This window comes from Pseudomonas sp. KnCO4, assembly GCF_045344305.1.
GTDB lineage: Bacteria > Pseudomonadota > Gammaproteobacteria > Pseudomonadales > Pseudomonadaceae > Aquipseudomonas > Aquipseudomonas anuradhapurensis.
The window spans coordinates 218643-238079 of record NZ_CP174199.1; the positions used below are offsets into that span (position 1 = coordinate 218643).

At 63.8% G+C, this 19437-nt stretch carries 16 protein-coding genes; 13 read left to right on the forward strand and 3 right to left on the reverse strand.

Going from position 1 to position 19437, the window contains the following annotated elements; translation table 11 throughout:
• Positions 1 to 151 precede the first annotated feature (151 nt).
• The 8 genes from ACJA3S_RS00960 (at position 152) to ACJA3S_RS00995 (ending at position 7402) form a co-directional block, all read left to right on the forward strand.
• Positions 152 to 901 carry a GntR family transcriptional regulator gene (locus ACJA3S_RS00960; protein WP_289131618.1) on the forward strand — a complete coding sequence of 250 codons (750 nt, stop codon included), beginning with the start codon at positions 152 to 154 and terminating at the stop codon, positions 899 to 901.
• Complete coding sequence (locus ACJA3S_RS00965) at positions 898 to 2622, forward strand: fumarate reductase/succinate dehydrogenase flavoprotein subunit (protein ID WP_406820577.1); 1725 nt, start codon at positions 898 to 900, stop codon at positions 2620 to 2622. Before ACJA3S_RS00960 ends, ACJA3S_RS00965 begins: the two co-directional genes overlap by 4 nt.
• A 115-nt stretch (positions 2623 to 2737) precedes the next feature.
• On the forward strand, positions 2738 to 2983 hold the full coding sequence (locus tag ACJA3S_RS00970) for a ferredoxin family protein (protein ID WP_008096634.1): 246 nt from the start codon (positions 2738 to 2740) through the stop codon (positions 2981 to 2983).
• A gap of 120 nt (positions 2984 to 3103) precedes the next feature.
• A complete protein-coding gene (locus ACJA3S_RS00975) occupies positions 3104 to 4510 on the forward strand; it encodes an ABC transporter substrate-binding protein (RefSeq protein ID WP_406820578.1) in 1407 nt (468 codons plus the stop codon).
• 15 nt (positions 4511 to 4525) lie between these two features.
• A complete protein-coding gene (locus ACJA3S_RS00980; protein WP_406820579.1) occupies positions 4526 to 5308 on the forward strand; it encodes an ABC transporter permease in 783 nt (260 codons plus the stop codon).
• On the forward strand, positions 5308 to 6159 hold the full coding sequence (locus tag ACJA3S_RS00985; RefSeq protein WP_406820580.1) for an ABC transporter ATP-binding protein: 852 nt from the start codon (positions 5308 to 5310) through the stop codon (positions 6157 to 6159). Before ACJA3S_RS00980 ends, ACJA3S_RS00985 begins: the two co-directional genes overlap by 1 nt.
• Positions 6156 to 7121: a HEAT repeat domain-containing protein gene (locus tag ACJA3S_RS00990; protein WP_406820581.1), complete on the forward strand. Its 966-nt coding sequence runs from the start codon at positions 6156 to 6158 to the stop codon at positions 7119 to 7121. Before ACJA3S_RS00985 ends, ACJA3S_RS00990 begins: the two co-directional genes overlap by 4 nt.
• Positions 7121 to 7402, forward strand: coding sequence for a DUF971 domain-containing protein (locus tag ACJA3S_RS00995; protein ID WP_406820582.1), 282 nt, complete (start codon positions 7121 to 7123; stop codon positions 7400 to 7402). The genes ACJA3S_RS00990 and ACJA3S_RS00995 overlap by 1 nt, the downstream gene beginning before the upstream one ends.
• Before the next feature lie 107 nt (positions 7403 to 7509).
• On the opposite strand, the gene ACJA3S_RS01000 is transcribed toward ACJA3S_RS00995, so the two are convergent.
• Entirely contained in the window at positions 7510 to 8373 is an 864-nt protein-coding gene (locus ACJA3S_RS01000; protein ID WP_406820583.1) for an ABC transporter ATP-binding protein, read from the reverse strand.
• On the reverse strand, positions 8370 to 9959 hold the full coding sequence (locus ACJA3S_RS01005; protein ID WP_406820584.1) for an ABC transporter permease: 1590 nt from the start codon (positions 9957 to 9959) through the stop codon (positions 8370 to 8372). Before ACJA3S_RS01005 ends, ACJA3S_RS01000 begins: the two co-directional genes overlap by 4 nt.
• A gap of 297 nt (positions 9960 to 10256) precedes the next feature.
• On the opposite strand from ACJA3S_RS01005, the gene ACJA3S_RS01010 reads away from it, so the two are divergent.
• Both ACJA3S_RS01010 and ACJA3S_RS01015 read left to right on the forward strand, forming a co-directional pair.
• On the forward strand, positions 10257 to 11294 hold the full coding sequence (locus ACJA3S_RS01010; RefSeq protein WP_406820585.1) for an ABC transporter substrate-binding protein: 1038 nt from the start codon (positions 10257 to 10259) through the stop codon (positions 11292 to 11294).
• Between the two features lie 37 nt (positions 11295 to 11331).
• Positions 11332 to 12237, forward strand: coding sequence for a TauD/TfdA dioxygenase family protein (locus ACJA3S_RS01015; RefSeq protein ID WP_406820586.1), 906 nt, complete (start codon positions 11332 to 11334; stop codon positions 12235 to 12237).
• Positions 12238 to 12341: 104 nt separating this feature from the next.
• Here the strand turns inward: ACJA3S_RS01015 and ACJA3S_RS01020 are convergent, their stop codons facing one another.
• Positions 12342 to 13256: a LysR family transcriptional regulator gene (locus ACJA3S_RS01020; RefSeq protein ID WP_406820587.1), complete on the reverse strand. Its 915-nt coding sequence runs from the start codon at positions 13254 to 13256 to the stop codon at positions 12342 to 12344.
• 192 nt (positions 13257 to 13448) lie between these two features.
• Here ACJA3S_RS01020 and ACJA3S_RS01025 point away from each other — a divergent pair, with 192 nt between their 5' ends.
• The 3 genes from ACJA3S_RS01025 to gabD all read left to right on the forward strand — a co-directional run bounded on the left by ACJA3S_RS01025 (position 13449) and on the right by gabD (position 19259).
• The gene (locus ACJA3S_RS01025) at positions 13449 to 15785 is read left to right on the forward strand and encodes a TonB-dependent receptor (RefSeq protein WP_406820588.1); all 2337 of its coding nucleotides are present in this window, start codon (positions 13449 to 13451) and stop codon (positions 15783 to 15785) included.
• 17 nt (positions 15786 to 15802) lie between these two features.
• A complete protein-coding gene (locus tag ACJA3S_RS01030) occupies positions 15803 to 17479 on the forward strand; it encodes an aryl-sulfate sulfotransferase (RefSeq protein WP_170027786.1) in 1677 nt (558 codons plus the stop codon).
• Positions 17480 to 17816: 337 nt separating this feature from the next.
• Entirely contained in the window at positions 17817 to 19259 is a 1443-nt protein-coding gene (gene gabD / locus ACJA3S_RS01035; protein ID WP_170027787.1) for an NADP-dependent succinate-semialdehyde dehydrogenase, read from the forward strand.
• The last annotated feature ends 178 nt before the right edge of the window (positions 19260 to 19437 follow it).

The window sequence follows — 19437 nt, forward strand, 5'->3', positions numbered from 1 at the left end:
TTCTTGAGCTGAAGGTGCCAAACAGGGCCGGCACAAGCCACTGCAAATCTTTCTAACCATATGCGATATCAGTATTTGCCTGCTGAGTCTTATACCCTCTAGGCTCTGGTCACAACTTGTTATAACAAGTCACTGACCAGCGAAGAGACCCATGGCCGAACTGCTTCCCCTATCCCCGGTACCGCTCTATACCCAGCTAAAGGAACTGCTGCGCGAGCGCATCCTTGATGGCACCTATCCGTCGCACAGCCGTATGCCCTCCGAAAGCGAGCTGGGCAAGGCATTCAATGTCAGCCGGATTACCGTGCGCCAGGCGCTCGGCGACCTGCAGAAAGAAGGGCTGATCTTCAAGATCCACGGTAAAGGTACCTTCGTCGCCAAGCCCAAGGCGTTCCAGAACGTCAGCACACTGCAGGGCTTGGGCGAGTCGTTGACGCAGATGGGTTACGAAGTGATCAACCGCCTGCGCAGCTTCCGTCATGTGCCCGCCAGTGCCCTGGTGGCGGCGCGCCTGCAGGTCGAGGAGGGCAGCCTGGTCACCGAGATCCACCGCGTGCGGCTGATCAACCGTGAGCCGGTGTCCCTGGAACTGACCTGGTTGCCCAAGGCCATTGGCGAAAAACTGGAAAAGGCCGATCTGGTCACCCGTGACATCTTCCTGCTGTTGGAAAACGACTGCGGCATCGCGCTCGGCCACGCCGACCTGGCGATCGATGCGGTGCTGGCCGACAGCGACCTGACCCAGGCGCTGGAGGTGGAAGAGGGTTCGCCAATCATGCGTATCGAGCGTCTGACCCACGCCGCCGATGGCACACCCCTGGACTTCGAACACCTGTATTACCGTGGCGATGCCTTCCAGTACCGCCTGCGTATCGACCGTCAGAAGGGGAGCAAGGCATGAGTATCCAGACCCAGGACTACGACATCATCGTCATCGGCGGTGGCACTGCCGGGCCGATGGCGGCGATCAAGGCCAAGGAGCACGACAAGCACTTGCGCGTGCTGCTGCTGGACAAAGCCAACGTCAAGCGCAGCGGTGCCATCAGCATGGGTATGGATGGCCTGAACAACGCCATCATTCCTGGCCACGCCACCCCCGAGCAATACACCAAGGAAATTACCGTGGCCAATGACGGCATCGTCAACCAGGCCACGGTCCATGCCTACGCGACCCACAGTTTCCAGACCATCGAGCAGCTCGACCGCTGGGGCGTGAAGTTCGAGAAGGACGAGACCGGTGACTACGCGGTGAAAAAGGTTCACCACATGGGCGCCTACGTGCTGCCGATGCCCGAGGGGCACGATATCAAGAAGGTACTGTACCGCCAGCTCAAGCGCGCCCGGGTGGAGATCAGCAACCGCATGGTCTGCACCCGTGTGTTGCTCGATGGGGAAGGGGCGGCGGCGGGTGTCCTCGGCTTCGACTGCCGCAGCGGCGAGTTCCGCGTGGTGCGGGCCAAGGCGGTGATTCTTGCCTGCGGCGCCGCCGGGCGCCTGGGGTTGCCGTCGTCCGGCTACCTGATGGGGACCTACGAAAACCCGACCAACGCGGGTGACGGCTACGCCATGGCCTACCATGCTGGGGCCGAGCTGGCCAACCTCGAGTGCTTCCAGATCAACCCATTGATCAAGGACTACAACGGCCCGGCCTGTGCCTATGTCACCGGCCCGCTGGGTGGCTATACCGCCAACAGCAAGGGCGAGCGCTTTATCGAGTGCGACTACTGGAGCGGGCAGATGATGTGGGAGTTCCACCAGGAACTCGAAGGTGGCAACGGCCCGGTGTTCCTCAAGCTCGACCACCTGGCCGAGGAGACCATCCAGACCATCGAAGACATCCTGCACAGCAACGAGCGCCCCAGCCGTGGTCAGTTCCATGCCGGGCGTGGCACTGACTACCGCCAGCACATGGTCGAAATGCACATCTCCGAGATCGGCTTCTGTTCCGGGCATTCGGCGTCGGGAGTGTGGGTCAACGAAAAGGCCGAGACCAGCGTCAAGGGGCTGTATGCCGCCGGCGACATGGCCGCAGTGCCGCATAACTACATGCTCGGTGCTTTCACCTATGGCTGGTTTGCCGGGGTGAATGCCGCGCGATACGTGGCCGGGCGGGAGCTGGCCGAGGTCGATGCCGGGCAGGTCGAGCGTGAACGCGCGCGGGTGTTCGCCCCGCTGCGGCGTGAGCATGGTCTGCCGCCGATGCAGGTGGAGTACAAGCTGCGACGCATGGTCAACGATTACCTGCAGCCGCCGAAGGTGACCAGGAAAATGGAAATCGGCCTGGCGCGCTTTGCCGAAATCGAGCGTGACCTTGAGCAGATGAAGGCCAGCAACCCGCATGAGCTGATGCGCGCCATGGAAGTCTCGGTAATCCGCGACTGTGCCGAGATGGCGGCGCGCGCTTCGTTGTTCCGCGAGGAAAGCCGCTGGGGCTTGTACCACCACCGGGTGGACTTTCCCGAGCGCAATGATGCCGAGTGGTTCTGCCATTGCCACCTGAAAAAAGGCGAAAACGGTGAAATGACCAGTTTCAAGAAAGCAGTCGAGCCGTACCTGATCGCATTGGATACCGAAGAGCAGACTGCCTATGACCGCTTGAGGGTCAGAACCGATGCCGCCTAAGCGACACCTCACCTTGCGGGAGCGGATTTATCGAGGCGTCGGCCCCGTCCCCACAGGTGAACCTGCAAGCCTCTAGATGAAAAGGTGCCCATGAAGGCCCCAAGGACCCCGTGAAATGGCCTACCAGCCCCAGGAAATCTTCTTTCGCAGCAGCGCCCCGGTGACCATCGACGAAGACAAATGCATCGCCGAAAAGGGCTGCACCGTCTGTGTCGAGGTCTGCCCAATGGACCTGCTGGCGATCAACCCGGCCACGCAAAAGGCTTACATGGCCTTCGACGAGTGCTGGTACTGCATGCCCTGCGAGAAAGACTGCCCCACTGGCGCGGTCAAGGTCGACATCCCGTACCTGCTGCGCTGATTCATTCCCGCCATCCGGTGAACCACCGGACGCGCTCCTGTAATGCCCCCTCGTTTCCCACCACCCAAGCCCGGTGGCGGAGACGATTACACAACTCAAAACGATTCGAGGGGAAACACCATGCGCCTTGTAGCAACCGTGGCCGGCTTCGCGCTGGCGCTCACCGGCCTGAATGCCAGCGGCGAAACCATCCGCATCGCCATCGGCACCCAGGACACCACCATCAACTGCGCTACTGGCGGCTTGCTGATTCGCGAACTGGGCCTGCTCGACAAGTACCTGCCGCACGATGGCAAGTACAAGGATGCCCGGTACCAGATCGAGTGGAAGAACTTCACCAGCGGTGCGCCGCTGACCAACGAGATGGTCGCCGGCAAGCTCGACTTCGGCGCCATGGCCGATTTCCCCGGCTCGTTCAACGGCGTCGCGCACCTGGATGCCGGCAAGCGCAGTCTGTTCATCAGCGTGCTGTCGGGCAGTGTGCATGGCAGCGGCAACGGTATTGTCGTACCGGCAGCGTCGAAGGTGCAGTCGCTGGCTGAACTCAAGGGCAAGACCATCTCCGTGCCGTTCGCCTCCACCGCCCACGGTATGCTGCTGCGCGCCGTCGCGGCCCAGGGCTGGGACCCGCAGAAGGACGTGCGAATCATCGCCCAGGCACCGGAGATCGCTGGTTCCGCCCTGCGCAGCAACCGCATCGAAGCCCATGCCGATTTCGTGCCGTTCGCCGAGCTGTTCCCCAACCGCGGCTTTGCCCGCAAGGTCTACGACGGTGCCCAGGCCAACGCGCCGACATTCCATGGCGCGCTGGTGGACGCCGACTATGCGAAGAAATACCCGGAAGTGGTCACCGCCTACCTGCGCGCCAGCCTGGAAGCCGACCGGCTGATCGCTGCAGAACCGGAAAAATACAGCGAACTGATCGAGAAGGTCACCGGCATCGAGGCCGAGGTCAATTACTTGTTCCACGGCCCGCTCGGTTTGCAGACCCGCGACCTGACCTGGAAGCCTGAATACCGCCAGGCGGTAACGACCTCCATCGACACGCTCAAGCTGCTGAAGAAGACCGACCGCGGCCTCGACACCGACCAGTTCATCGACGACCAGTACATTCGCGCGGCCTTCAAGCAGGCCGGCCTGGATTACGACGAGGCGCTGAAGCACTACGACCCGCTGCCGCTCACGGCCAACGATGCGCTCACGGGCAAGCCGATCACCGACTTCAGCCGCCTGGCGCAGATCTGGGTGCGCGGTGAAGACAAGGTGCGCCACTATGCCTCGCCGCAAGCTGCCCTTGGCGCGCTGGCCCAGCTGGAACAGGAAGGCAAGGACATCCGCGCGATCTACGCCCAGGCTGCCGACAGCGGCATCAAGCTGCTGGCCAACCAGGCCTGGTTCGTGCGCAATGCCCATGGCGAGCTGGCCGCCTTCCTGCTCAAGGACCAGGCTGAACAGTACGCCAAGGCGCATGGTGGCGAAGCGCTGGACTTCGTCAGTGCCAACCAGAAGCTGGTCGCCCAGCGCTGACCGGGAGGCACCGAGATGACCCGCGACCTCAAGCGCTGGCCCGTGCGCCTGGCTTCGCTGCTGGCCTGCCTGTTGTTCTGGCAGGTGGCCGCCCGCGTCAAGCTGGACCTCGGCCTGCTGACCTTCACCTACGTCCCCACGCCGCAAGCGGTGCTGGAGGCGGCCTGGCAGTTGCTGACCTCCAGCGCGCTGCTGGCGCACCTTGGCAGCAGCCTGTCGCGGGTGTTTGCCGGGTATGCCGCTGCGGCATTGCTGGGGGTGGCCATCGGCCTGCTGATCGGCCGCTCGAAATGGGCCGAGGACACCTTGCTGCCGCCACTTGAAGTTCTGCGGCCGATACCGGCTGTGGCCTGGATCCCGCTGGCGATCCTGATGTTCCCGTCGTCGGAGCTGTCGATGGTGTTCATCACCTTCACCGGTGCGCTGTTCCCGATCCTGCTCAACACAGTGCATGGCGCCGAAGCCGTCGACCCGCGCCTGGTGGCGTCGGCGCGCAGCCTCGGTGCCGGGCGCTGGGCGATCCTGCGCGAAGTGGTACTGCCTGGCGCGTTGCCGAGCATCGTCACGGGCCTTGCCATTGGCATGGGCACCTCGTGGTTCTGCCTGGTCACTGCCGAGATGATCGCCGGGCAGTTCGGCATCGGTTACTACACGTGGGAGTCGTACACCTTGCAGAACTACCCGGACATCATCGTCGGCATGCTGTTGATTGGCGTGTTGGGCATGGGCAGCAGCGCCCTGGTCAAGCGCCTGGGTGCACTGGCTACGCCCTGGTACCGCACACCGAGGGCCGCCTGATGAACCGTTACCAACAGGCGCCCGGGCGCATCGATGGGCATGGCCTGTCGATTCGACTGGGGCAGGGCCGTGAAGCCTTCGAGGCGGTGCAGCGCCTGGACTTTGCCGTGGAGCCAGGGGAGTTTGTCTGTATCCTCGGGCCGTCCGGCTGTGGCAAATCGACCTTGCTCGGCGCCCTGGCCGGGCACCTGGTGCCAAGCAGCGGCCAACTGAACGTGGATGGCCAGGCCATCGCCGGGCCGTCGCCGCAGCGCGGCATGGTGTTCCAGCACCACACCTTGCTGCCGTGGCGCAGCGTGCTCGACAACGTCGGCTTCGGCCTGAAGATGCAAGGCCTGGGCAAGACCGAGCGCCGCCAGCAGGCCCGGGAGATGCTGCAGCTGGTGGGCCTGGCCGACTTCGCCGAGCGTTGGCCCAGCCAGTTGTCCGGCGGCATGCAGCAGCGTGCCGAAATCGCCCGGGTGTTGATCAACCGCCCGCGCCTGCTGCTGATGGACGAGCCTTTCGGTGCCCTGGATGCGCAAACCCGCTCACGCATGCAGGAGCTGCTGCTGGATATCTGGGCGCGCATTCGCACCACCGTGGTGTTCGTCACCCACGATATCGACGAAGCCCTGTTCCTGGCCGACCGTATCCTGGTGATGAGCCCGCGCCCCGGTCGCTTCATCGAAGACCTGCGCCTGAACTTTGCCCGCCCGCGCCGCGCCAGCCTGCTGACCAGCCCTGAATTCACCCACCTCAAACGCCATTGCCTGGCCTTGCTGCGCCATGAAGAGGGCCGCGAACTGCCGCGCCTGACGCCGCTTGGCCTGCCCGCCACCGACCATCCGCCGCTCAGGATCGCGCTATGACTGTACGAAGCACCGACAACCCCGACATTCTCGCTCTGCAGCTACGTCTCGAAGCCGACGACGCCGGCGTGCGGCGCATTGCCTTGATCGAACTGGCCGACCTGGAGGACCCCGAGGCCTTGCCGTGGCTCACCGATGCCTTGTTGGTCGATGGCGCTGACGACGTGCGCGCCGAGGCCGCGCGCTTGCTGGAAGCCTGGGAGGAGCCGGAAGTGGTTCAGGCCTTGTGCGCCGCGCTGGCGGATGGTGCCGAAGCCGTACGCCTGGCTGCCGCGCAGAGCCTCAGCGAGCTGAAGACCCCGGAAGCCGGCCTGTTGATTCTGCCGTGGACGGCCCATGCCGATGGCTTCGTCCGCGCCAGTGCCTTGCGCGCCCTGCGTGAGTTGCGCCTGGACGACGCTGCCGGCCCTGCGCTGCGAGCGCTGAACGACCAGGACGCGGCAGTGCGTCGCGAAGCCGTGGGTATTCTGGGTTGGCTCAAGCATGCGCCGGCGCTGCCCGCCTTGGCGAAGCTGGCCGAGGATGAACCCGACACCGAGGTACGTCGCGCAGCGATTGGCGCCTTGGGGCTTGCGCGTGATCCCGCGGTGTTGCCGACGCTGGTTGGCGCCTTGCGCGATGCCGCCTGGCAAGTACGCGAAGAAGCCGCGACGACGCTGGGCAAGCTGGGCCATGCCCAGGCGGGAGCGGCACTGGTGGCGGCGCTGGACGATAGCTTCTGGCAAGTACGCCTGCGCGCTGCCCGCTCGTTGGGCCGCTTGCGTCATGGCGAGGCGCTGGATGCCTTGGCCGACTTGCTCGGCCATGGCATTGCCAACCTGCGCAAGGAAGCTGCGCTGGCGCTCGGTGAACTGGGGCAAGCCCGTGCCTTGCCGGCGTTGCAGGCGGCCGAAGCGGACAGCGATCCAGAAGTGCGCAAGGCCGTCCGCATCGCCTTGGCGCAGCTGCGCGGGGCGGCTTGATGAACAGCCCGAGTGCAATACGCAATCAACGCGAGGCAGGGCAACTGACCGTGCGCTGGCAGGATGGCGAGCAGGTCATCAGCCATGCACGCTTGCGCGGTGCCTGCCCGTGCTCGCAATGCCGCGCCGCCCAGTTGCGCGGTGCAATTGGCGTGGTGCAGGACGATGTACGGGTAGAGCACATCGAGCCGCAGGGGTACGGCGTGCAACTGTTGTTCAGCGATGGCCACCAACGGGGTATCTACCCCTGGGATTACTTGCGCGGGCTGGGGGTGGCATAGCTGCACCCCCTTGGCCATGTGGCTGCTGTATTGCTCGATCAGGTTGTTATCGAATGCACGCAGTACCACGTCCGCAGTCGAGCGTTTTTTCAGGTGTCGGAGCGGACCTAGAGGGCGATCAGTTCTGGCCGCAACCCTTCGACCCGGCGTGTTGGCGGCGGCAGGTAGCCGCCGTCACCGGTGATTTGCTGCAGTACCTTTTCGCGCAGCCCATGCAATGCCACACCAGAGCGCAGGCGCGGATGCGGCAGGTCGACTTCCACCACCGACTTGATGCGACCGGGGCGCGGCTCCAGCACCACCACCCGGTCGGCCAGGTAGGTGGCTTCTTCGGCATCGTGGGTCACCAGCAAGGTGGTGATGCCGGCGCGCTCGCGGATAGCCAGCAGTTCGTCCTGCAGCTGCTGGCGGGTCAGTGCATCGAGTGCGCCGAACGGCTCGTCGAGCAACAGGATGCGTGGGCTGGCCACCAGGCCACGGGCAATCGCCACGCGCTGGGCCATGCCGCCGGACAGCTGGTGCGGGTAGGCCGATTCGAAACCGACCAGGCCCACCAGTTGCACGAACTCGTGCACACGCCGGGCCCGCTCGCCCTGGGTCAGGTTTTCGTTGACCAGGCCCAGGCCGATGTTTTGCTCCACCGTCAGCCAAGGGAAAAGGCGATGCTCCTGAAACACGATGCCACGCTCGCCGCCGATGCCGCTGACCGCCTGGCCATCGACGCGGATGCTGCCGCTGTAGTCGGTGTCCAACCCGACCAGCAGGCGCAGCAGGGTCGACTTGCCGCAGCCCGAGGCACCAACGATGGCGATGAACTCGCCTTCGTTGATGGCCAGGTTGAAATTGCGGATGGCCTCGAACGGCTGGCCATCGACGCTGAAGGTTTTGCCGACGCCTTCGAAGCTGACCAGTGGTGGCGTGGTGTCGGCCTGGTTGGCCGCGGGCAGGTGTGATGCAGTGAAGGCGTTCATGCGGTTCTCCAGCGCGTGGCGCGCGATTCGAGGCGTTGACCGAGGGTGCCAAGCAGGGCGCCGACCAGCCCGATCAGGACCATCGCGGCCATCACCTGGTCCATGCGGAACAGTTGCTGGGCGCCGATCATCAGGCTGGCGATGCCGCCGTCCGAAGGCATGAAGTACTCGGCGCCGATGGTGCCGAGCCAGGCATAGATCAGCGATAGGCGCAGGCCGGCAAAGATCGCCGGTGCGGCACCCGGCAGCACCAGCAGGCGCAGGCGTTGCCACAGGTTCAGGCGCAGGGTGCGGGCGGCTTCGCCCAGTTGCGGCGAAAGGCTGGCGATACCGCGTTGGGTGGCGATCAGCAGCGGGAAGAATGCAGCCAAACCGACAAACACGTGCTTGGCCGCTTCGCCCAGGCCGAACCAGGCGGTCAGCAAGGGGACCCAGGCGAACAGCGCCACCTGGCGCAACGCCGACAGGCTAGGCCCGAAGATGCGCTCGGCAGGGCGGGACAGCCCCAGCAGCAAACCGGCCAGCAGGCCTGCGCTGCCACCCAGCAGCAGGCCGCTCACGGTGCGCTGCAGGCTCAGCAGCAAGGCTTGTGGCAGCGAACCATCGGCCAGGCCGGCCAGCAGGGTGTGCAATACCTCAAGCGGTGAAGTCAGGATGTTCGGATCGATCCAGCCAAGGCTGTTGCTGGCTTGCCACAGGACCAGCAGCGCCAGCGGCAGCAGCAGGCTTTGCCAGCCACGCGGCAGTGGCCCGCGCTGTTGTTCGCCAGTGGCCGTTTGCGGCCAATACAGCAGGCGTTTTTCCACGGCCGAGAAACCGTGTTCCAGCACGGCGCCAACCAGGCCGATCACCAGGATGCACAGCAGCACCAGGTCGAGCATGAACAGCTGTCGCCCCCATACCATGAGGTAGCCAATACCCTCGCTGGAAGCCAGCAGCTCGACCGCCAGCAGCGAAGTCCAGCCAGTGGCCAGGGCCAGGCGCACACCGGTGAGAAAAGCGGGCAGGGCGGCCGGCAACAACAAGCGCCGGAACAGGAGGTGGCGGGGCAGGCGCAGGGCAGCAGCGGCCTCGCGCAATTTGGGCTGGGCATCGCGCACACCGACCAGGGTGTGCAAGGTGACCGGGACCACCACGGCCTTCACCAGCACCACCAGCTTGAGCAACTCGCCGATGCCAAAGAACAGCATGAACAACGGAATCCAGGCCAGGGTAGGGATCTGTGCCAGCGCGACGAAGGTTGGCAGCACCAGTGCCTGCGCCTGCCGTGAAGCGCCCAGCCACACACCCAGCAGCAATCCGCCGCCAACACCGACAGCCAACCCCCAGAACAGCCGTTGCAGGCTTATCCACAGGTGGCCCCACAGTTCGCCGGAGCCAAACTCCAGCGCGCTCTGCCATACCAGCGTCGGCGCCGGCAGGATCTGCTCGCTCATCCAGTGTTGACGGGTAGCTAGCACCCACAGCAGGGCAATCACCGTAGGCACCAGGTAGGCGAGGCCTTTGCTGGAACGACCTAGTATCGCGACAGGGCCACGCAGCGGCCCCTGAAGCCCACCTCGGCCTTTGCTCAGAACTCCATTCATCGGCCATCCCTCGCAGTGTTGTTAGTTTATTCACTTATGGAATTAAAAAATCCAACAAGCGACTTTCAAGGGATAAGAACATGCGGCGCAGGTCTCCGGAAGCCCCAATCCCTTGCGTTTTCCTCATATTTTCCATGCGCTTTCCGCAAGCTACCGCCGGGGCCGCACAACGCCTGCTTTATGCAAATCAGTTACTTAAAAATGAAGTTTTGATCTTTGTAGCTTCTAACCAGACCTGCCTAGCTTCTGGCCAAAGCGCCGGCCATCGCCGGTGGCAGCCTGCCAAGGAGCCTTGCCATGAAAACCCTGTTACGCCACTTGGTCACCGCCCTTGGGCTGGCCTTCACCCTCGCCAGCCACGCGGCCGAGCCCGCCAAGCCCGAAAGCATTCGCATCGCCGTGCCCGACCTGAGCGCTGGTAGCAAGCCCAGCGCTGGCGGCGTGGTCGATGTGCTGCGTGACCAGCAGTTGCTGGAGAAGGAGTTTGCCAAGGACGGCATCCGCATCGACTGGCACTTCTTCAAAGGGGCCGGCCCTGTGATCAACGAAGCCTTGGCCAACGGCCAGGCCGATTTCGCCTACCTGGGCGACCTGGCCGCGATCGTCGGCAAGGCCAATGGCCTTGATACCCACGTACTGGCGGCGGGCGTGCGGGGCGTGAAAAGCTACCTGGGCGTGGTGCCCGGTTCCGGGATCAAGACCCTGCACGACCTCAAGGGCAAACGCGTGGCGGTATTCCGTGGTACCGCCAACCAGTTGTCGTTCGCCAGCGCGCTGGCCAGCCAGGGCCTGACCGAGCGCGACCTGAAAGTGATCAACCTGGACTTCAACGCCGCCAATGCGGCATTGGCCGCCAGGCAGGTCGACGCCACCTGGGGCCTTTCCAGCCTGCTGTCGTTACGTGAACGCGGGCTGGTCGAGCTGCCGATCAGCTCCCGGGACCTGCAAGGTGCCGGCAGTACCCAGGCGGTGCTGTTGGGCACGGGCGATTTCATCCGCAAATACCCGGAGCTGGTCCAACGCCTGGTCAACGCCCAGCAGCAGGCCAGCAACTGGCTGCGTGACGAGCACAACCGCGACGCCTATGTCGACCTGGTGGCCGCCAATGGCAACTGGCCGCGCAGCATCCTGCGCGATGATCTTGCCCAGGAAGACCTCGCCCATTACTTCGACCCACGGCTGGACGCCGGCTTCGTTGGCCAGTTGCAGCAAGGCGTTGACCTGGCCGCCAAGGAACGCCTGATCCGCCGTGGTTTCCAGGTAGCCGAATGGATCGAGCCACGCTTTCTCGATGCTGCCCTGAACCAGCAGCAGGCCGTGCAGGCCGCCCGCTGAATTCTCACCCCCGACCATGACTGCAAGGACCAAGACCATGAGCAACGCTGCACTGGCCACCGCGCCACAAACCCTCGAACTTGACATCCACCCGGTTGCCGGCCGCATCGGTGCCGAAATCCGTGGCGTGCAATTGTCTGCCGACCTCGATGCCGCCACTGTCGAGGCCATCCAGGCCGCCCTGGTGAAGCACAAGGTGATCTTCTTCCGTGGCCAGACCCAGCTGGATGACCAGAGCCAGGAAGCCTTTGCCAAGTTGCTCGGCGAGCCGGTCGCCCACCCCACCGTGCCGGTGGTCGACGGTACCAGCTACCTGTTGCAGCTCGATGGTGCCGAAGGCCAGCGGGCCAATTCCTGGCACACCGACGTGACCTTCGTCGACGCCTACCCCAAGGCCTCGATCCTGCGCAGCGTGGTGGCGCCGGCCTCGGGCGGTGACACGGTGTGGGCCAACACCGCCGCTGCCTACCAGGAACTGCCGGAGCCGCTGCGCGAACTCGCCGACAAGCTGTGGGCGGTGCACAGCAACGAATACGACTATGCCACGGTGAAGCCCGACGTGGACCCGGCCAAGCTCGAGCGTTATCGCAAGGTGTTCACTTCTACCGTGTACGAGACCGAGCACCCGGTGGTGCGCGTGCACCCGATCAGTGGCGAGCGAGCGTTGCAGCTGGGGCATTTCGTGAAGCGCATCAAAGGTTATTCGCTGGCCGATTCGCAGCACCTGTTTGCGTTGCTGCAGGGGCATGTGACGCGCCTGGAGAACACCGTCCGCTGGCGCTGGCAGGCGGGAGACGTGGCGATCTGGGATAACCGGGCAACGCAGCATTATGCAGTGGATGACTACGGGACCCAGCCGAGGGTGGTGCGCCGGGTCACTCTCGCCGGCGAGGTGCCGGTGGGGGTCGATGGCCAATTGAGTCGGACTACGCGTAAAGGCTGATATTGCCGGGGCCGCTTTGCGGCCCTTTCGCGACGCAAGGCCGCTCCCACATTGAATCCGCGTACGCCGTACTTTTCGCGAAACCGGGCCGAGGCACCCGCCCTCTACATCTCGGTATCACAGGCAATCAACTGCCTGACCAACCCTTGCGCCAAGGGTGACAAGCCATAGCCCACGCGGCTTACCACGCCATAGCGGGTATAGAAGGCCTCCTCCTGCTCCGGCTTGAGCCCGGCCAGCTGCAACGCCACCAACCCTCCCTCACGCTGGTACGGCCGCAGATTGGCATGGCAGGCGATGCCGATGGTGTCCGAATGCAACACCACATTCAGCAGCGCATAACCATGCTCGCACTCCACCGACGGCAGGAAATCCTGCCGCCCACTGAGGTCGCTGAGAATCTTGCGGATATTCGGCGGGCGGAAGGTGGTGGCCAGCGGGTAGTCGAACAGGTCCCGCGCCCGCACGCTATCGCGCTCGGTCAGCGGGTGCCCGTCGCGGCAGCAGAAGTGCCAGCGCTGTGGCGTCAGCTTGTGCACCTGGTAGTCCGGGTCGGACTCAAACTGGCGGGTGTCGGCAACGAAGAATTCGATCTCCTCGGCTACCAGCTTGCGGTTGAGCGCCTGCCAGTTATCCACCTGGAAACAGGTACGCGCCGCCGGGTACTCGGCGACGAAGCGCGCCACCGCACGCGGCACCAGGCCACCGGCTGGCGCCGGGCCGGAACCGAAACGCACCACGCCGGTGGTGGCGCCGTTGAACTGGTGAATCTCGTTGACCAGGTTGTGCGCGCCATGCACCAGCCGCCGTGAATGCTCCAGTACCAGCAGGCCCTGGCGGGTCGGCGCCAGTTCCTTGCTGGCCCGGTCGACCAGGCGGCAGCCGATGTTGTGTTCCAGGGTCTGGATACTGCGGCTGAACGCCGACTGCGACAGGTTAACCGCAGCCGCCGCAGCGACGAAGCTGCGGTGCTCGACGAGGGCAATGTAGTGGCGCAACTGACGGAGATCGATATGCATTTTTTACATTGAAACTTTCGGTCGAATGCAATTGCTGACAAGGGTTAGCCCCCTTATAAAGGGAACCACTTATTCCACAAAATATGAATTCAAAATATTTATATTTCCTAAAAGAATATAAGCCCAACTGACTGCGATTCGGTTCCGCCAACGGAAATGCTCGCCAGGGCCTCAGCCTCAAGGAGCATTTGCATGTCCGGATTTTCCCGCTGGCCGGTGCGCGCCTCGCGTTTCACTTTGCAACCCCTGGCCGCCGGCGTGCTGCTGGCAGCGTCCAGCGGCAGCTTCGCCGAAGAGCCAGTCACTGCCACCCCCGCGCTAGAGCAGGAAGCCAAGCTCGGCACTGTTACGGTCAATGCCCGCCGTCGCGAAGAAACCGCGCAAAGCGTACCCGCGCCGATCAGTGTGCTCGACAGCGAAACCCTGGAAACCCAGCGCATCTACCGCGTGCAAGATCTGCAACAGCTGGTGCCCAGTACCAACGTCGCCTATGTGCATGCGCGCCAGTCGAGCATCTCGATCCGCGGCCTGGGCAACAACCCGGCCAGCGACGGCCTGGAGGGCAGCGTCGGCATCTACCTCGACAACGTCTACCTCGGCCGCCCGGGCATGGCCGTGTTCGACCTGCTCGATGTCGAGCAACTGGAGGTGTTGCGTGGCCCGCAAGGCACGCTGTTCGGCAAGAACACCACGGCCGGCGTGCTCAACATCAGCACACGCAAGCCCACCTTCCATCGCGAGGGCAGCATCCAGCAATCGATTGGCGAAGACGGCTACCTGCAGACCCAGGGCAGCTTCTCGGGGCCGATCAGTGACACCCTGGCCGGGCGCATCAGCGCCTACCGGACTGAAGACGACGGCTATGTGAAGAACATCCACGACGGTGAAGACCTCAACGGCGGCAAGCGCCAGGGTTTTCGCACCCAGTTGCTGTTCCAGCCCAGCGACACTTTCAACCTGCGCTGGATTGGCGAATACAACGAAGAAGACTCGGACAACGGCATCCTCAGCCTGTACAGCACCGGGCCGACCATCAATGGCGTCAACCGCTACGAAAGCCTGGCCGCGCAGGCGGGCGCGACACTGGTGTCGGGCAAGGATCGCAAGGTCAATTTCGACGCCGACCAGCAGGTAACGGTGTTCCAGGGCGGTACCTCGGTCGAGGCCAACTGGACCCTGCCCAACGACTTCACCCTGACCTCGATCACTGCCTACCGTTGGTGGGACTTCACGCCGCGCAACGACGACGGCCTCAATGTGCCGGTGTTCTACAGTGCCGGGGTGTCGGTGCGGGACAAACAGTATTCCCAGGAAATCCGCCTGGCTTCGCCCACCGGTGGTGCCTTCGACTACGTACTGGGCGCCTACTACTTCAAGCAGGACCTGGACAACAAGTCCTTCACCTATTACGGCCCGCAGGCGGATATCTGGAACCTCACCCCGGCCGGCGCCCTGGCCAACGTCGACACCATCGGCAACGGCCACATCGATACCGACAGCTACGCCTTGTTCGCCCAAGGCACCTGGCACATCACCGAGCGCCTGGACTTCACGGCCGGCGTGCGCGGTACCTATGAGGAAAAGAGCGCCTGGGTGACCCGTGACGCACCGACCGGCGGCGCAGCCGTGACCGGTGCCGCTGCCGCTGCGCGCCAGGGCAGGGTCGGGGCCTATGACTCGGGTGACCTCAACCAGTACAGCTTCAGCCCCTCTGGCCTGCTTGGCCTGAGCTACCGCTTCAACGAGCAATTGCTGGGCTACGCGACCCTGACCCATGGCGAGAAATCCGGCGGCATCAACCTGACCGTTGGCGCTGCGCCACGGCTGGGCACCGACTCGCTGCTGGTTGGCACCGAGCGGGTCAACAACGCCGAAGTCGGCTTGAAAAGCACGCTGTTCGACGACCGCCTGCAACTCAACGCCAACCTGTTCTGGGCCGAAGTGCATGGCTACCAGGCCAACGTCTACGACCAGATCAACCGCGTGCAGTACCTGGCCAACGCCGGCAGCGTGCGCTCGCGAGGCCTGGAGTTCGAAGCCACGGCGTTGCCGGTCCGTGGCCTCACGGTCAACTTCAACGGCTCGTGGAACGACGTGCGCTACACCGAGTATGAGGATGCCCCATGCCCACCCGAGGTCAGCCTGGCCAATGCCACCGCCACCTGCGACCTGTCGGGCCACCAGGTGGTGGGCGCCTCCAAGTACATCGCCAACCTCAACACCCAGTACAAGTGGCGGGCCAGCGACCATGTCGAGCCTTACGTCACCGCCAGCTACGCCTTCCGCTCGAAGGCGGTCGGCACCATCGATGATTCCGATTTCGGCCAGATCCCCAGCTATGCGCTGGTCAACCTTTCCGCTGGTGTGCGCCTGGACCAGGGCGATGGCGTGGTCGACCTGTCGCTGTGGGTGAAAAACGCCGGTGACAAGACCTACTTCACCAGCCTGTGGAACTCCGCCAACGGTGGCTACGCCGGCGTACTCGGTACCCCGCGCACGTTCGGCGCCACCGCCCGTTATGACTTCTGAGCACAAGGAGCTTTGCCATGAATGCCAAGACCGAAACCCCTGCATTGCCTGAAGGCGCCTGCCTGACTGCCAAGGTCCCCGAACCTGACCAGGCGCTGCTCGGCGACGTGGTGGTCAACCCGTACCGCCTGGCGCCGCTGACCGCGATCATTCGCGACGGTGGGCGCAGCCTGAGTGCTGCCCATGTGCGCGTGCTGGGGCGCGGTGAACGGGGGGTGGACATCGCCTATGAGGTGTCCGACCGATCGTTATGGACCTATGGCGGCATCCCGGTATTCGGCCTGTACCCGGATCACGTCAACCAGGTGGAAGTGACCTACAAGCTCGATGGCGAGCGTATTCGCGAGCAGTACCAGATCTACGCCCCGGCAGTGCGCCTGCCGGTAGTGGCGAAACAGACCGCCGCACTGCCGGAGGTGCAGCCGATCAAGGTGGCGCCAGGGTTCGAAAAGCGCCTGTATCTATTTAACCACTTGCTCGGAGACATCCCGGGTGGACGCGCCTTCAAGTGGAATGCCCTGGGCGGCGCGGCGGAATGGGACCAGGTGGGCAACAACTGGATCGCCGACAGTAACGGTGACGTGCGCTGGTACCTGGACATCGAGCAGATCCACGACTCCAACCGCCGCGATGGCCTGGGCGGCACCATGGGCTTCCAGCAGACCCGCGACGGCAAGTTGATCTGGGGCCAGGGCCAGACCTATTCCAAGTACGACCTGCTGGGCCGGCGCATCTGGCAGCGCAGCCTGCCCGACAAGTTCGCCGACTTCTCGCACGAAATCCGCGAGACAGCCAACGGCACCTACCTGCTGCGGGTGGGCACCAGCGACTACCGTCGGCCTGACGGCAAGCGCGTGCGTTCGATCCGCGACCACATCATCGAAGTCAACGAGGCCGGTGATGTGCTGGACTTCTGGGACCTCAACCAGATTCTCGACCCGTACCGTGGCGACCTGCTGGAAACCCTGGGCAAGGCCGCGATCCAGCTGCCGCAAGGCGTGCACAAGCAGGACGAGCGGCTGGCCAACGAACTGGCCGAAGGCGATTTGCCATTTGGCGACACCCCCGGGGTGGGGACCGGGCGTAACTGGGCGCATGTCAATGCCATCGACTACGACGCCGATGACGACAGCATCATCGTTTCAGCGCGTCATCAGGGCGTGGTGAAAATTGGCCGCGACAAGCAGGTGAAGTGGATCCTCGCCTCGCCCCAGGGGTGGCCTGAGCGCCTGCGCGAAAAAGTACTCACCCCGGTCGCGGCCGAAGGCTTCGACTGGTCGTGGACCCAGCACACCGCCTGGCTGACTGGCAAAGGCACGCTGACCGTGTTCGACAATGGTTGGGGCCGGGATTTTGCGCCGACCCGGCTGACCGGCAATTACAGCCGGGCGGTGGAGTACCGCATCGACGAGGCCAAGGGCACCGTCGAGCAGGTATGGGAGTACGGCAAGGAACGCGGTGACGAGTGGTACAGCCCGGTGACCTCGGTGGTGGCTTACCGGCCGGACACCGACACCCAGTTCATCTACTCGGCTTCGGTGAATTTCCTCACGCCGGAAAAGCTCACCACTACCGTGTTGAACGAGGTACGGCGCGGCACACAGGAGGTGCTGGTGGAGCTGAAAGTGCACAGCCGGCAGCCGGGCAGCGTGGGTTACCGGGCCTTGGTGATCGACCTGGCCAAGGCGTTCTGATTCATCCCATTCGGGAGGGCCGTCGGTCCTCCCATCACAATTCCTTCAGCTCGTTCGTCTAACCTGTACTGGCCATTCGCGGCACGCCCGCTCCCACAGGTACTGCACCGAATTCAAAACTGGTGGGGTACCTGTAGGAGCGGGCGTGCCCGCGAAGAGGCCGGCTGCCACAGCACAGAATCATGAAATTTCCGCCAGGCTGTTCAACCATTCGTTCTTTTTTTCGAACAGCCTATTGTCCAACACCCCAGCAGCCGCTTAGCATTCGTTTGAGATTTCAAACGCTCGATGCCCTGCCTTGGGCGCTTTTCAACAATCAACAATTCGGGAAGCCGACATGCAGCTCAAAGACGCTCAGTTGTTCCGCCAGCAAGCCTACATCAACGGTGAGTGGCTGGATGCGGACAACGGCCAGACCATCAAGGTGACCAACCCGGCCACCGGTGAAGTCATCGGTACCGTGCCGAAGATGGGCACTGCGGAAACCCGCCGCGCCATCGAAGCCGCCGACAAGGCGCTGCCGGCCTGGCGTGCCCTGACCGCCAAAGAGCGCTCGGCCAAGCTGCGTCGCTGGTTCGAACTGATGATCGAGAACCAGGACGACCTGGCCCGCCTGATGACCACCGAACAAGGCAAGCCGCTGGCCGAAGCCAAGGGCGAGATCGCCTACGCTGCCTCGTTCATCGAGTGGTTCGCCGAAGAAGCCAAGCGCGTCTACGGCGACACCATCCCTGGCCACCAGCCAGACAAGCGCCTGATCGTCATCAAGCAGCCAATCGGTGTTACCGCGGCCATCACCCCGTGGAACTTCCCGGCCGCCATGATCACCCGTAAAGCCGGCCCGGCCCTGGCCGCTGGCTGCACCATGGTGCTCAAGCCTGCCTCGCAGACCCCTTACTCCGCCCTGGCCCTGGTCGAACTGGCCCACCGTGCCGGCATCCCGGCTGGCGTGCTGAGCGTGGTTACCGGCAGCGCCGGCGAAGTGGGTGGCGAGCTGACCAGCAACTCCCTGGTACGCAAGCTGTCCTTCACCGGTTCGACCGAAATCGGTCGCCAGCTGATGGAAGAATGCGCCAAGGACATCAAGAAGGTTTCCCTGGAGCTGGGTGGCAACGCCCCGTTCATCGTGTTTGACGACGCCGACCTGGACAAGGCGGTCGAGGGCGCGATCATCTCCAAGTACCGCAACAACGGCCAGACCTGCGTTTGCGCCAACCGTATCTACGTGCAGGACGGCGTCTACGACGCGTTCGCCCAGAAGCTGGCCGCCGCTGTTGCCAAGCTGAAGATCGGTAACGGCCTGGAAGAAGGCACCACCACTGGCCCGCTGATCGACGGCAAGGCTGTGGCCAAGGTCCAGGAACACATCGAAGACGCCGTTGGCAAAGGCGCCAAGGTGCTGGCCGGTGGCAAGATCATCGAAGGCAACTTCTTCGAGCCGACCATCCTGGTCGACGTGCCGAAGACCGCTGCCGTCGCCAAGGAAGAAACCTTCGGCCCGCTGGCGCCGCTGTTCCGCTTCAAGGACGAGGCAGAAGTCATCGCCATGTCCAACGACACCGAGTTCGGCCTGGCCTCGTACTTCTATGCGCGCGACATGAGCCGTGTGTTCCGTGTTGCCGAAGCGCTGGAATACGGCATGGTGGGTATCAACACCGGCCTGATCTCCAACGAAGTGGCACCGTTCGGTGGCATCAAGGCCTCCGGCCTGGGCCGCGAAGGTTCCAAATACGGTATCGAGGACTACCTCGAAATCAAATACCTGTGCATCAGCATCTGATCGCAAGGTAACGGTTTTACCTCTGCCAGCGGGGCGCGAGAGCGACGTCTCGCTGGCCTTTTTGACATCGCAGTACCTGGTGGCCCGGGTGTTCACGGCAGTCGATCAACGAATACTGTTCGCGAGCACATCCAGCCACCCCCGAATAAAAGCGCCATTCAGAACGGCGCAAATGAGG

Coding starts and splice junctions, on each gene's coding strand:
- ACJA3S_RS00960 (WP_289131618.1), top strand. CDS start 152: ATGGCCGAACTGCTTCCCCTATCCCCGGTACCGCTCTATACCCAGCTA.
- ACJA3S_RS00965 (WP_406820577.1), top strand. CDS start 898: ATGAGTATCCAGACCCAGGACTACGACATCATCGTCATCGGCGGTGGC.
- ACJA3S_RS00970 (WP_008096634.1), top strand. CDS start 2,738: ATGGCCTACCAGCCCCAGGAAATCTTCTTTCGCAGCAGCGCCCCGGTG.
- ACJA3S_RS00975 (WP_406820578.1), top strand. CDS start 3,104: ATGCGCCTTGTAGCAACCGTGGCCGGCTTCGCGCTGGCGCTCACCGGC.
- ACJA3S_RS00980 (WP_406820579.1), top strand. CDS start 4,526: ATGACCCGCGACCTCAAGCGCTGGCCCGTGCGCCTGGCTTCGCTGCTG.
- ACJA3S_RS00985 (WP_406820580.1), top strand. CDS start 5,308: ATGAACCGTTACCAACAGGCGCCCGGGCGCATCGATGGGCATGGCCTG.
- ACJA3S_RS00990 (WP_406820581.1), top strand. CDS start 6,156: ATGACTGTACGAAGCACCGACAACCCCGACATTCTCGCTCTGCAGCTA.
- ACJA3S_RS00995 (WP_406820582.1), top strand. CDS start 7,121: ATGAACAGCCCGAGTGCAATACGCAATCAACGCGAGGCAGGGCAACTG.
- ACJA3S_RS01000 (WP_406820583.1), bottom strand. CDS start 8,373: ATGAACGCCTTCACTGCATCACACCTGCCCGCGGCCAACCAGGCCGAC.
- ACJA3S_RS01005 (WP_406820584.1), bottom strand. CDS start 9,959: ATGAATGGAGTTCTGAGCAAAGGCCGAGGTGGGCTTCAGGGGCCGCTG.
- ACJA3S_RS01010 (WP_406820585.1), top strand. CDS start 10,257: ATGAAAACCCTGTTACGCCACTTGGTCACCGCCCTTGGGCTGGCCTTC.
- ACJA3S_RS01015 (WP_406820586.1), top strand. CDS start 11,332: ATGAGCAACGCTGCACTGGCCACCGCGCCACAAACCCTCGAACTTGAC.
- ACJA3S_RS01020 (WP_406820587.1), bottom strand. CDS start 13,256: ATGCATATCGATCTCCGTCAGTTGCGCCACTACATTGCCCTCGTCGAG.
- ACJA3S_RS01025 (WP_406820588.1), top strand. CDS start 13,449: ATGTCCGGATTTTCCCGCTGGCCGGTGCGCGCCTCGCGTTTCACTTTG.
- ACJA3S_RS01030 (WP_170027786.1), top strand. CDS start 15,803: ATGAATGCCAAGACCGAAACCCCTGCATTGCCTGAAGGCGCCTGCCTG.
- gabD (WP_170027787.1), top strand. CDS start 17,817: ATGCAGCTCAAAGACGCTCAGTTGTTCCGCCAGCAAGCCTACATCAAC.